This is a genomic window from Nocardia sp. NPDC047654 (genome assembly GCF_043205035.1).
GTDB lineage: Bacteria > Actinomycetota > Actinomycetes > Mycobacteriales > Mycobacteriaceae > Nocardia.
Genome location: NZ_JBIDDF010000001.1, coordinates 990908 through 1002548, shown reverse-complemented (window position 1 = coordinate 1002548; position 11641 = coordinate 990908). Strand labels below are relative to the sequence as shown.

The 11641-nt window shown below is 69.8% G+C and carries 12 protein-coding genes; 4 read left to right on the top strand and 8 right to left on the bottom strand.

The genetic code is table 11. The features are described 5' to 3' along the window. Nucleotides 1–36: 36 nt before the first annotated feature. The 8 genes from ACGF7Y_RS04805 to ACGF7Y_RS04770 form a co-directional block, all read right to left on the bottom strand. A complete protein-coding gene (locus ACGF7Y_RS04805) occupies nucleotides 37–1359 on the bottom strand; it encodes an RsmB/NOP family class I SAM-dependent RNA methyltransferase (RefSeq protein ID WP_393230953.1) in 1323 nt (440 codons plus the stop codon). Nucleotides 1360–1685: 326 nt separating this feature from the next. Then, nucleotides 1686–2609 carry a methionyl-tRNA formyltransferase gene (gene fmt / locus ACGF7Y_RS04800; protein WP_393229211.1) on the bottom strand — a complete coding sequence of 308 codons (924 nt, stop codon included), beginning with the start codon at nucleotides 2607–2609 and terminating at the stop codon, nucleotides 1686–1688. Then, nucleotides 2609–3175: a peptide deformylase gene (gene def, locus ACGF7Y_RS04795; protein WP_393229208.1), complete on the bottom strand. Its 567-nt coding sequence runs from the start codon at nucleotides 3173–3175 to the stop codon at nucleotides 2609–2611. Before def ends, fmt begins: the two co-directional genes overlap by 1 nt. A 467-nt stretch (nucleotides 3176–3642) precedes the next feature. Then, nucleotides 3643–4515: an alpha/beta hydrolase gene (locus tag ACGF7Y_RS04790; RefSeq protein WP_393229205.1), complete on the bottom strand. Its 873-nt coding sequence runs from the start codon at nucleotides 4513–4515 to the stop codon at nucleotides 3643–3645. Nucleotides 4516–4552: 37 nt separating this feature from the next. After that, nucleotides 4553–4978 (bottom strand): nuclear transport factor 2 family protein, encoded by a 426-nt coding sequence (locus tag ACGF7Y_RS04785; protein ID WP_393229202.1) that lies wholly within the window; start codon nucleotides 4976–4978, stop codon nucleotides 4553–4555. Between the two features lie 173 nt (nucleotides 4979–5151). Next, nucleotides 5152–5988 carry an SDR family oxidoreductase gene (locus tag ACGF7Y_RS04780; RefSeq protein WP_393229200.1) on the bottom strand — a complete coding sequence of 279 codons (837 nt, stop codon included), beginning with the start codon at nucleotides 5986–5988 and terminating at the stop codon, nucleotides 5152–5154. A 139-nt stretch (nucleotides 5989–6127) separates the two neighbouring features. Further along, on the bottom strand, nucleotides 6128–7030 hold the full coding sequence (locus tag ACGF7Y_RS04775) for a hypothetical protein (RefSeq protein WP_393229197.1): 903 nt from the start codon (nucleotides 7028–7030) through the stop codon (nucleotides 6128–6130). Beyond that, a complete protein-coding gene (locus ACGF7Y_RS04770; protein WP_393229194.1) occupies nucleotides 7027–7737 on the bottom strand; it encodes a DUF2306 domain-containing protein in 711 nt (236 codons plus the stop codon). Before ACGF7Y_RS04770 ends, ACGF7Y_RS04775 begins: the two co-directional genes overlap by 4 nt. Before the next feature lie 82 nt (nucleotides 7738–7819). Between ACGF7Y_RS04770 and ACGF7Y_RS04765 the strand changes: the two genes are divergently transcribed. The 4 genes from ACGF7Y_RS04765 (at nucleotide 7820) to ACGF7Y_RS04750 (ending at nucleotide 11625) form a co-directional block, all read left to right on the top strand. Beyond that, nucleotides 7820–8545, top strand: coding sequence for a TetR/AcrR family transcriptional regulator (locus ACGF7Y_RS04765; protein ID WP_393229191.1), 726 nt, complete (start codon nucleotides 7820–7822; stop codon nucleotides 8543–8545). A gap of 250 nt (nucleotides 8546–8795) precedes the next feature. Then, on the top strand, nucleotides 8796–9173 hold the full coding sequence (locus tag ACGF7Y_RS04760; RefSeq protein ID WP_063052280.1) for a VOC family protein: 378 nt from the start codon (nucleotides 8796–8798) through the stop codon (nucleotides 9171–9173). A 185-nt stretch (nucleotides 9174–9358) separates the two neighbouring features. Then, on the top strand, nucleotides 9359–9985 hold the full coding sequence (locus ACGF7Y_RS04755; RefSeq protein ID WP_393229189.1) for a TetR/AcrR family transcriptional regulator: 627 nt from the start codon (nucleotides 9359–9361) through the stop codon (nucleotides 9983–9985). Nucleotides 9986–10359: 374 nt separating this feature from the next. Continuing rightward, nucleotides 10360–11625 (top strand): PucR family transcriptional regulator, encoded by a 1266-nt coding sequence (locus ACGF7Y_RS04750; protein WP_393230950.1) that lies wholly within the window; start codon nucleotides 10360–10362, stop codon nucleotides 11623–11625. Nucleotides 11626–11641: the final 16 nt, after the last annotated feature.

The following is an 11641-nucleotide window of genomic DNA, read 5'->3' as shown; positions in this document are numbered from 1 at the left end:
GTTCCGCGCGTCCGGTGCGAACGAATGGCATGCCGCTCAGCGCGGCTTGCGCAGCGCGGCCAGGAACATGGCGTCGGTGCCGTGCCGGTGTGGCCACAGCTGCGCCCCCGGTCCGTCCCCGACATCGGTGACGCCGGGCAGCAGCTCGCGGGTGTCGAGTTGCTCGGCGCCGAGACGGCGCACCGCGTCGGCGACGATCGACACCGTCTCCGGCAGATGCGGCGAGCACGTCGAGTACACCACGACACCGCCCGGGCGCAGCAAATCCCATGCGGTGGAGAGTAATTCGCGCTGCAAGACGACCAGTTCGCGGACGTCCGCGGGGGTGCGCCGCCAGCGCGCCTCCGGCCTGCGGCGCAGCGCGCCGAGCCCGGTGCACGGGGCATCCACCAGGATGCGGTCATAGCCCGGGGTCAGTCCGCTGGCGCGGCCGTCGGCGACGTGGATGTCCACCGGCAGGTCGCGCACGGCCTTGCGCACCAGTTCGGCACGGTGCGCGGCGGGCTCGACCGCGTCCACCCTGAACCCGTCGATCGCGGCGATCGCCCCCAGCAGCGCGGCCTTGCCGCCCGGTCCGGCACACAGGTCCAGCCAGCGACCGGTGTCCGGACCGTGGAGTTCGGCCCTGGTCAGCGCCAGCGCCACCAGCTGGCTGCCTTCGTCCTGTACGGCCGCCATGCCCTCGCGCACCGGCTCGAGCTTGCCCGGGTCACCGCCGTCCAGGTAGACCGCGTACGGCGACCAGCGGCCCTCCTCGCCGCCGGTCACCAGCGCGAGTTCCTCCGCGGTGATGTCGCCCGGGCGGGCCACGAGATGCACCAGTGGCCGAGCGTCGTCGGCGGCGAGCACCTCGCGCAACTCCCCCGCTCGCGCGCCCAGCGCGTCGGCGAACGCCTGCGCGATCCAGGCCGGGTGCGCGTACTCGAACGCCAGCCGGCCGACCGGATCGGCGGGCGCGAGCGCCTCCACCCACTGTTCAGGGGTCTTCTCCCCTGCCCGCCGGAGCACGGCGTTGACGAATCCCGCCTTGCCCGCGCCGAATTCGGAGCGCGCCAATGCCACCGAGGTGTCCACCGCGGCGTGCGCACCGATCCTGGTGCGCAGCAGCTGGTAGACGCCGAGCCGGAGCACGTCCAGCAGCGGTCCGTCGATCTCCTCGATCGGCCGGCCCGCCCCCTCGGCGATCACCGCGTCGAGCAGACCCAGCGACCGGCACGCGCCGTAGGCGAGTTCGGTCGCCAACGCCGCGTCCCGGCCCGACAACCCCAGGTCCCGCAGCAGCGCGGGCAGAACGAGGTTGGCGTAGGCGTCGCGCTCCCGGACCGCTCGCAGCACATCCCTCGCGGCCGCCCGCGGCAGATCGGTGGGCTCTTTACGCTGCGGTCGCCTGCCTGCGGCGGCTTTGGCCCCCGAGGACGGACGCCCGGCGGTGGAACGATCCGACCGGCCCGTCGCCGCGCGTTGTCCCGCGGCGCCCCGCCGTTCGTCGCGACCGCGCGCCTCGGCTCGCCCGCCGCCTGCCCGCGGATCGGCCGCTCGTGACCGTCCCGCGCCGGTGCGGTCCTGTCGCGGGCCACCCTGCGCACGAGGTCGCCCGGCCTCGCCGGAACGGTTCGGCGCGGACTCACGGTCCTCGCGCCGCCGGTCGCGGGCGTTGTCGTCACCGGGCCGATTGCCGCGCGGCGTCATTCGACCACCGCGCCGGGCTGCAGGCGGGCGCCGCGCGCCCAGTCGAGCGCGGCCATCATGCGCTTGCCCTGCGGCTGCACCTGATCCAGCCGCACCGCGGTGGTGGCGGTGCCGACGAACACGCCGGACTTGCGCACCTCGATGACGCGTTCCGGCAACTCCTCCTCGACCAGCTCGACCGGTCCCAGCTTCAGCCGCGTGCCGCCCACCTCGGTCCAGGCGCCGGGAGCCGGGGTGACCGCGCGAATCCGCCTGCTGATGGCCAGGGCGGGTTGGTCCCAGCGCACATGCCCGGCTTCGACACCGACCTTGGGCGCGTACGAGACGCCGTCGGTGGACTGCGGGACGGGCTGCAAGGTCCCGTCCTCCACTCCGTCGAGCGTCGCTTCCAGCAGGCGGGAGCCGCTGTCGGCCAATCGCTGCAGCAGGGCGCCCGCGGTATCGGTGACGGCGATCTTCTCGGTCACCATGCCGAAGACCGGACCGGTGTCCAACCCGGCCTCGATCTGGAAGGTGGAGGCGCCGGTGATCTCGTCGCCCGCGTCGATCGCCGCCTGCACCGGCGCCGCGCCCCGCCAGGCGGGCAGCAGCGAGAAATGCAGGTTGATCCAACCGAAGCGCGGGATCTCGAGCACCGGCTCGGGCAGTAGAGCGCCATAGGCGACGACGGGACAGCAGTCCGGCGCCAAGTCGGTGAGCTGCGCCAGGAATTCCGGCTCCGACGGACGCCGCGGAGTGAGCACCGGGATGCCGTGTTCGTCGGCCAGCTGACCGACCGGCGACCTGGTCACTTTCCGGCCGCGCCCTGCGACCGCGTCCGGCCGCGTCAGCACGGCGATCACCTCGTGACGCGCCGATTCCAGCAAACGCCGCAGCGACGGAACCGCCGGTTCCGGGGTGCCCGCGAAGACGACGCGCATCAGCGGCCGGCCCCGAACGGGTTGGGCCGGCCCGAGCCGCTCATCGAGCGCGCGGGGCGCACCGTCAATCCCGCTGTGAACCAATCGGATTCGCGGATCACCCGCATCGCCTCCTTGCGCTGGGCCGGGTCGAGACGGTCGATGAACAGCACCCCGTCGAGATGATCGGTCTCGTGCTGCACGCACCGCGCGAGCAGGCCTTCCGCCTCGAAAGCGACGGGCGCGCCGTCGACGTCCACACCGGACGCTCGCACACGCGAGGCCCGGCGCGTGTCGTAGCGCACGCCGGGGATCGACAGGCAGCCTTCCGGCCCGACCTGCTCTTCGTCGCCGACGACCTCCCACTGCGGGTTCACCAGATGCCCCGAAGCGTCGCCGGTGTCGTAGACGAACACGCGCAACCCGACCCCGATCTGCGGCGCGGCCATCCCGACCCCGCCGTCGTCGTGCATGGTCTCGGTCAGGTCGGCCACCAGCTGCCGCAGATCGCGGTCGAACGCGGTGACCTCCGCGGCGCGGGCACGCAGAATGGGATCGCCGAACAGGCGAACGGGCTGGATGGTCACGGCTGGCTCCCGGAAGCGGACGAATACGGTCGCCCCATTCTAGTGAGACACCCGGAAATCCCCGATTCGCCGGCCGGAAGCTGGTAGAACTCCTATGCGGTCCGGGCGGGGTGTCGATCCCTCCGCCCGGCCGCCCGGAAACACGCTGGTCAGCGGCCTGGCGCAGGCCCGCCGTCGACTGGTTCCACGACGGCGCGTGAGAATGCACCGCGACCGACGACCCGGCCTCCACCGCTGCCGCCCGAACCTTCCTCGGCTACGTCAGGTGAACCACTGTCCCCGCCCACACTTGGCTCGGACCACATCCGACCGGCGCCCGTGCGCCCGTGCGCCCGGCAACTGCGAGACACTCGACCACTCGGGCCTGACGCGATGCGGTGGGATCCGAGTCGTACTCGACGAGCAGTAGGGCCACGCCGCCCGGCCGGGTCGAAACCGGGCGGTCGGGCGGCGCCGCCCCGGGGGGGTCACAGCGTCCGGCCGAAGTGCGCCGCCACCGTGTCGACGGCGACCGTCACCTGGGGTTCCTGATCGTAGAAGTCGAACTGGGTGCCCTGCGTCCAGAAGAAGTCCTTCGGACCGGCCAGCCCGGCGTGGAACCGGCGAGCGCCCTCGGGTATCGCGGCGTCCTCACTGTGCACGAGGACGGTGGGCTGGGTGATCTTCGAGGCGGTGGCGATCGAGTCGTAGGTGAGCCAGTCGATCCACGACATGACGGCGAACCGATTGGGCCAGGCCGGAATCCCACCGCGAGCCGGGTCGAGATAGAAGTCGATCCGGTAGGGCATGGCGGCGCCGTCCTCGGCGCTGCCGACCACCGGCACGTACTCGATAGCACCGGAGGCCTCGAACCGCGTCCGTGCCGCGCGGCCCGCCGCGATCTTGGCCGCGACCTCGTCCGCGCCACCGTAGGCCTGCTCACAGACGGCGGCGTCGTGCAGCCACGGCGCGACCAGCGCCAGCGATCGTACGCGGGGGTCGTGGGCGGCGGTGCCGGACATATACATCGCCGCCGCGCAGATCCCGAGTGCGCCGATCCGGTCCGCGTCGACCGCGGGGTGCTCGGCCAGGAAGTCCACCGCGTGACCGATATCGGCGATCTTGCGGTCCGGCGATTCGACGTCGCGCGGGTTCCCGCCGGATTCACCGAACCCGGTGAAATCGAAAGACAGTGCGGCATAGCCGCGTTCGGCCAGCCTCCGGGCGTAGCGGTCGGCCATCATCTCCTTCACGCTGGTCCACGTTCCGGCGACCACCACGCCGGGCACCGGCCCCGGTGTGTCCGGCAGAAAGAGGTTGCCGACGAGTTTCACACCGGCGCTGTCGAATTCGACCTTCATCAGTTCGTCTTCCTTTCCGTACGACGAGATCAGGCGGTCAGGGCAGGAGTCCGCGGTTGCCGTCGCCCCACACGGCGGTCATCGCCACCCCGCGGATGCGCCATGCGCCCTCCACCCGGACGAGGTCGAACCGGTAACTGCCACCCAGGGTCCACAGCGACGCACCGAACGCCTCGGCCTTGCGGTGGGTCGCCTGGAACGACGCGGTGCAGATCGCACTGTCTGCGTCGATGTCGACCAGATGGTTGGCCAGCAGGTGCTGGGTCGAAGCGAAACCGCCCAGGGTGTCGCGCCAAGCGGCGACGATCCGGTCGGGTGTCAGGGTGACCGCTTCTCCGCCGTTGAGGCTGGTGTAGTCGAGCGTCACCTCGTCGGCGAATACGCCTGCGAGGGCGTCCCATTCGCGGTGGTCGGTGTACCAGGCCATGCGGGTGCAGGTGTCGATGACATCGAGACGATCCATGCGCTCAGCTTCTCCGTCCGGCCGGCCCGGCTGGTAGAGCACCGGCTGCACAGAGTGCTGCAGGAAGCTGCAGGCGGGGCGGCGCTGCTCGACCACCTTCGCCGGCCTGACGCGGAGGGCCGCGGTGCCGCTACCGGCGAATTGTTTGGATGGCCCCGTCCGACACCCTTCCCTCAGTCAGTAGCGAACGCGGCGGTGTGCGCGACAGCCCAGTCGGCGAATGTGCGCGGTTCGTGTCCGGTTACCTCCCGGACGGTCGGGTAGACCTGTGACTCGTCGAGCGAGCCGTCGAGATAGAAGTCGGCGAAGGCCGCGGCGTACGCCGGGGGCAGGGTGGCCGCGAGTTCGGCGCGGGTCTCGTCGTCGGTCAGTTCGCGGCAGACCAGGGGACGGTCGAGTACTTCGGCGAGGATGGCGATCTGGTCGGCGGGGCGCAGGGCCGCTGGGCCGGTCAGATCCAGGATCCGGCCGGTGAACGCATCATCGGTGAGCGCCCGCGCGGCGACGGCGGCGATGTCGGCCGGGTCGATCGCCGCGACCGGCACCCGGGGGAACCGCACGCGGACGACGTCACCGGCGGCGAGCTGGGGCAGCCAGCGGAACGCGTTCGACATGAACGAGCGCGGCCGCAGGAACGTCCACGCCAGGCCCGACTCCCGCACCGCCTGCTCGGACCGGGCCATGGAGCGCGCGACCACATTGGCCGAATCCACCAGCTCGGCCGATCCGCTCGACAGCAACACAACGTGGTGCAGCCCGGCCGATTTCGCTCGTTCCAGGAGTGCCGGCAGGTTCGCGTGGCCGGGCAGCAGGAACATCGCCCGCGCGCCGTCGATGGCCTCGGACATGGTGTCGGGCACGTCGAGGTCGCCGGATACCGCCGTCACTCCGGGCGGCAGCGCGACGCCGTCGATGTCGCGCACCAGCGCCCGCACCGGCTGCCCGGCCCGGCGCACCGCCGCCACCACTTCCGAGCCGACATTTCCGGTCGCACCGGTCACCAGGATCACTGCTCCTCCTTCATTCCACCCACAGCCCGTCTCACGCGGGCCCACCACGGGACAGCCCCCGCGAACCCAGCTTCACCCGGCGCACCGTCGCAATTGAAGAGCAGTCGCTGCACCGCGGGGTGCAGGAAGCTGCACAGCCTCAGATCCAGCCTTTCTCCTTGACGAGCAGGGCAGCCTGGAACCGGGTTCGGGCGCTGAGCCTGTCCATCACCGCCGCGACATGCGCGCGGAACTTGCGGACCGAGATGTTGATCGATCGCGCGGCCGATTCATCGGTGTCGTGGCAGGTCAGCGCGTGCAGGACACGCAATTCCGTCGGTGAGAAAGGTGGTTCGGCGACGTCGTGCGCGAGCGCCCACATCCGGTCGAAGACGCCGACGAGCAACCGCGCCAAGCTGGTATGGCGGATCTGTATCACGTCCTCGCCCGGCCCGGCCGCGACGAAGACCACCGAGCGATTGACGATCGCGAGCGGACCGATCTGCTGGGTGGTCACCCGGTGGAGATCGCCGAGGGAGTGGCGGCGCCGGGCGTGCGCCACCTGGGCAGGATCTTCCATGGCATCGATCGGGAAGATCACCCGGCTGCGCAGACCGGCCGCGAGCTGACGCTCGTATCCAGCTCGTACACGCCAGAAGGGGCTGTGGCGTGGATCGGCCTGGATCGACAGCAACTCATCCGGTTGCCGGGCCAGCAGTTGCTGGATGCGCCGCCCGGATTCCGCACCGCCGGGCAGGAATTCGACGGTCCCCGCCGGCTTGCCGGTGCGGTGTTCCTCGCCCCATTCCCGCAGGGCGTCCCAGGCGGCGCCGAGCTCGGCGAATTGTCGCTGCGCCTCGCTCAGCCGCCTGCGGACCAGTACGTCCACCGCCGTGACGGGAGACACCGCGGACAGGTCGTCGTTCAACAGGCCCAGCTGCCGCAGTTCACCGAGCACGAGGCGATCGGCCGGTGCGAGCGCCGCCGTGCGGTGACGCTCTTGGAGCAGCCACCGGTACACCCGCTCCTGGTCGGGGGTCAGCCCCAACCGGTCCAGGGTCATCGCGGCTGACTCACCGGTCGGGGCCGCCGCTCCAGCCACCACTGTGCGATCAGCAGCGACAGCGTCCATCCCAGCCAGGTGCCGATGCCTGCGATGGTCTGGACGAGCAGTGTCTCGTCACCGTGGAAGGTCGTGTCGAGGCGGGGATCCAACACGAGGAACAGAATCGCCCCCAGGACGCGGTTGAGCACGATCGACAGGGTCAGCGCGAAGCTACGGATCATCCACCGGCGGTGGTCGCCGAATCGACGGCGGCGGGCCATCCGCCAGCCCGCGATCGTAGTGAGCAGCCACAGGACCGACAGCATCACGTTGCTGACCCGGGCGACGAGTCCGAACGGGCTCGTCGCCCCGATCACCAGACCGAGAAGCCCGGCGGGCAGTACCCCGGCGACGACATAGACGCGGCCCAGGCCGCGGTGCAGCCCCGGATACGTCCGGCGAAACCACGGCCACACCTGGAAGCCACAGACCAGGATCGCCACCGAACCGCAGACGACATGAGCTACCAGCAGGGGGTAGTGCAGCGCGAAGCCAGGATCGGGGACTCGGGACTGCGACCGGTCGAAGGTGAGATAGGGCGGCAAGGAGAACGCGACGAAGGCGAAGACCAGAACCAGCAGCGGTCCCGTCCACGGTCGTTGCCACCAGGTTCTGCGGCGCGGCGCGGGAACGGGGGGAGGCGATTGGCGGGTCGGAATACTCATGGTGGACCATCCGGGAAGCCGAGACGACAAGTACTGCGTACAAGCTACGCGTAGCGTATGACATACGCAATAAGGAGGGACTGTGACCGATGAACTGCCACCCGTGGCACAGCTGCTGTGGTCGGGCCACCGGCCGACCGGCCGCGGGCCGAAACCGGCTCTCACCCTCGAACGCATCGTCGCCGCGGCCGTGGAAGTGGCGGACGCGGATGGGATCGGGGCGCTGTCGATGCAGCGCGTCGCCAAGCAGTTGGGCGCGGCGACCATGTCGCTGTACCGGCATGTGCCCAGCAAGGACGACCTGGTCTCGCTGATGTTCGACGCGGTGATGGGTGATCCGCCCCGGTTACCCGCCGACGACTGGCGAGCGGCGCTGCGACAATGGGCAGGCGCGACCAGGGAGCTGTACCTGCGCCATCCGTGGGTGCTGGTGGTCGGCACCGGCAATCGGTTCATGGGACCGAATGAAGCCGCCTGGGGCGAGGCCGCCATGCGCGCCCTCCTGGACGGCGGGTTGCCCCTTGCGGTCGTCACCGAGGCGCTGTTATCGGTCAGCGCGTTTACCAGTGGGGCAACCCGGCTCGAGATCGATCCCGGCCTCGGCCGCGACACGGCCGACCACACCGGGCCGGTGCTCGATCCGGCCGTGTTCATCGAATTCGGCGGGCCGGATCGGTTTCCCGCCTTGGCGGCGGTCGCCGCCGCGGGCTCGCCGGACGACCGTGTCGCGGAGGCCGGGACCGGATCAGTGTTCACATTCGGGCTAGCGGCGCTGCTCGACGGCATCGCCGCCCTCCTGCGCGAGTGACCCCGCACGCTCTCCTTCCGCGGAACCGGAGGCTTGGCCGGCTTCGCCCGATGGGCTACGCTGTGCGGCGATGACTACCGGGACGGCACTGCGCCACACACGGATTGGTTACCCGGCGCTCTTCTGAGCGCCGTTCGGGCCGTCCACGGCCCCGACCAGCTGTTCGATCGAGGACCTCGCGCCGGCGCGCGGGCCCCACCTCCGTCGTGATGATCACACGCTGCACAGATCGCTCACGACAGGAGGAATCATGCCCGCACGCTTCAACCACACCATCATCGCGGCGAAGGATCGCCACGAGTCCGCGGCCTTCTTCCGCGACCTCTTCGAGTTCGCCGAAGCCCCTTCGTGGGGAGTGTTCACCAACCTGCTCTGCGAGGACGGGGTGCTGCTGCAGTTCGCCGAACCACCGGTCGAGGACATCCAGATGCAGCACTACGCCTTCCTCGTCGACGACGAGCTGTTCGAACGGGCCTACGGCAAGCTGCGTGAGCGGGGTATCGAGCACGCGGCCGACCCGTTCTTCCAGCGGCCGGGTACCACCAACACCGAACACGGCGGACGCGGGGTCTACTTCCGCGACCCCGCCGGGCACGGGATCGAGATGATCACCCGGCCATATCTGTGACCTGCCGCCGATATCGTTGCGACCCCGCGCTTTGCGTTTCACCCGGCCGGGGTCACGACGCGGCTCGATCGGATTCTGCGCGGCATCACGGAGATCGGGAATCCACCTCGTCGTTACGCCGACGGCGGCGCTGACGCTCAGTAACATGAGCGTTGCTCATTTTCCATGATCAGCAGGAGGGCGTGATGCCGCCTAAGGCTGTCGGGCAGCGCCGTCGTCCGACGCAGGAGCGTGCGAAGGCGACCAGGGAGCACATTCTCGATACGGCCGCGCGGTTGTTCGGTGAGCGCGGTATCGCCAACACCTCGACCAACCGGATCGCGGTGGAGGCCGGTGTCAGCATCGGGACGGTCTACCGCTACTTCGCCGATCGCGCCGTCCTGGTCGAGGAGTTGCTCGAGCGGCTGCTCCAGACCATCGAGCGGCGCTTCACGCAGCAGGTGTTCAATCTGTCGGAGAAATCGATCCCGCAGATCGTCAGCGATGTCCTGCAGGTGATCACCGCGGAACTGGTCGCGAACGCGCAGTTGGTTCGCGCGCTGGTCGGCGGAGTGCAGTTCTACAGCAGTGGCATCCCGGAATTCGAGCCACGACTGCGTCTGCTGGTCAAGGTGATGTTGATCCAGATCCTCGGCCCGGGAGACGATCACGAGTACGACGTGATGACCTTCGTCATGATCAACACCGGATTCGCGGCGGTCCTGCGCGCGTCGGCTCTGGATGTGGACAGCCGGGCTCGCGCGGAGGCGATCGATATGACCGGGCGGATGATCGGCGCGTGGATGGAGGCCGAGGCCGCCGCCGCCGTCTGATCGATGCGGCATCCCTTGGCACGGTGACGATTCCGTCTGCCGTCGTGTCTGTGCAGCGCGTGGCCCCCATCACACACGCCGATCGGACGACTGTCCACGTGCGGGGCGAGGAAAGTGAGCGGGTCACCAGGTTCTGTCTCCGGAACGCTCCCCCAGGCTACGGCTGCGGTCCCTCTTCCTCCTGGTCAGTAGCTGTTTTTGCGGTCGTCGGCCGACCGGCCGAAAGCGGAGTAGTAGCTGATCTAGGACTCGGATTACCGTTTGATGACGAGGTGAACAACCGGTAACGCCGAGGCGCAGCACGATTGCTCCTGCGGGGACGGTTCGAGCTTGGACGTGGCCGCGCATGTGCGGTGGCAAGGAGGTCACACGTGATGATCGAAGACATCGCTCACCCTGCGGTGGATCCGGAAGGGCAGCCGGTCATCCGGCCGCTGCGCGATGTGCACCGACTCGCCCGCGAAGTGGTCGCACACGTCGCCGAGACGGCGGCGCCCTGTCGCACGCGGCCGGGGGGCGCGGTCGGCGCCGACGTCGCCGAGGTGGTCCGTGCGTGCATACAGTGGGCCATCCAGCGATTGGACGGGCAGGCGGTGCAGGACCGCATCGACTGTTTGCAGGTCGCGGCAGCGGGATGGGCGCGCGAGGGGATTCCGGTCGACGCCGTCCTGCACGCGGTTCACGTGGGGTTCAAGTTCGGGCTCGGCCTGCTGTTGGGCGACCGTGGATCCACGCATCGCATCGACATCTCCACCGGCACCGCGACCGTAGTGGAGCTGTTGAATCTCCTGACGTCGACGGTCAGCAAAGCCTACGTCCGCGAATACAAGGCCATCGCCGCCGAACACCACACCGCGGTGCACACCCTGACCTCGGCGCTGCTGGGCGGGCACGCGACATCCGCGATGGCCCGTGAATGCGGAATACCCCTCGCCGACCGATATTTCGTGCTCGCCCTCGCCGTGCCCGCGCATCCCGACGAAACCCACCCCCGGCTCGACAGCCAGGTCGTCGCGCGGCGCAAACTCCGCCGCCTCCAGGCCGCGCTCGCGGGCCTGTTCGATGACCGAGCACTGTCGCTGTTGTCGGTCGACGGGGGAACCATCCTCATTCCTTGTACCCGGCCCGGCGATCCCGGCGGCGACATAGACCTCGACAAGGTCGTCGCGACACTTTCCGGCGCCGCGCAGGTGCCGGTCACCGCCGGCGTCGTGTGCGCCGGTCCCGACGAGGTCTCCGCCGCGGCTGTCCAAGCGCACGAACTGCTGGACACGGTGCAACAACTGGGACGTGCACCAGGACTGTACAGGTTCCCCGAGCTGGCGCTGCACTATCAACTGACCCGCCCCGGAGTCGGTCGAGACCAGCTCCGCACACACCTCGCCCCACTGATGGACCATCCGGAGCTGTTGCAGACCCTGCGGACTCATCTCGACACGGGCATGCACCGCTTGCGCACCGCGCGGCGACTGCATGTTCATCCGAACACCGTCGATTACCGGCTGCGGCGCATCGCCCAGCTCACCGGCTTCGACCCCGCCGACGGCAGAGGCCTGTGGTATCTGCGGTCGGCGCTCATCGCCTCGGCCGTCAGCGACCTTCCGAGCGAGGTACCGGCCGGCACCCGCCGCCCGGCCTGAAGAAGCACCCGCCACC

Bases quoted from the DNA above. Each gene is read 5' to 3' on its own strand.
- fmt (WP_393229211.1), bottom strand. From the start codon at position 2,609: ATGCGCGTCGTCTTCGCGGGCACCCCGGAACCGGCGGTTCCGTCGCTG.
- ACGF7Y_RS04790 (WP_393229205.1), bottom strand. From the start codon at position 4,515: ATGAAGGTCGAATTCGACAGCGCCGGTGTGAAACTCGTCGGCAACCTC.
- ACGF7Y_RS04785 (WP_393229202.1), bottom strand. From the start codon at position 4,978: ATGGATCGTCTCGATGTCATCGACACCTGCACCCGCATGGCCTGGTAC.
- ACGF7Y_RS04775 (WP_393229197.1), bottom strand. From the start codon at position 7,030: ATGACCCTGGACCGGTTGGGGCTGACCCCCGACCAGGAGCGGGTGTAC.
- ACGF7Y_RS04770 (WP_393229194.1), bottom strand. From the start codon at position 7,737: ATGAGTATTCCGACCCGCCAATCGCCTCCCCCCGTTCCCGCGCCGCGC.
- ACGF7Y_RS04760 (WP_063052280.1), top strand. From the start codon at position 8,796: ATGCCCGCACGCTTCAACCACACCATCATCGCGGCGAAGGATCGCCAC.
- ACGF7Y_RS04755 (WP_393229189.1), top strand. From the start codon at position 9,359: ATGCCGCCTAAGGCTGTCGGGCAGCGCCGTCGTCCGACGCAGGAGCGT.
- ACGF7Y_RS04750 (WP_393230950.1), top strand. From the start codon at position 10,360: ATGATCGAAGACATCGCTCACCCTGCGGTGGATCCGGAAGGGCAGCCG.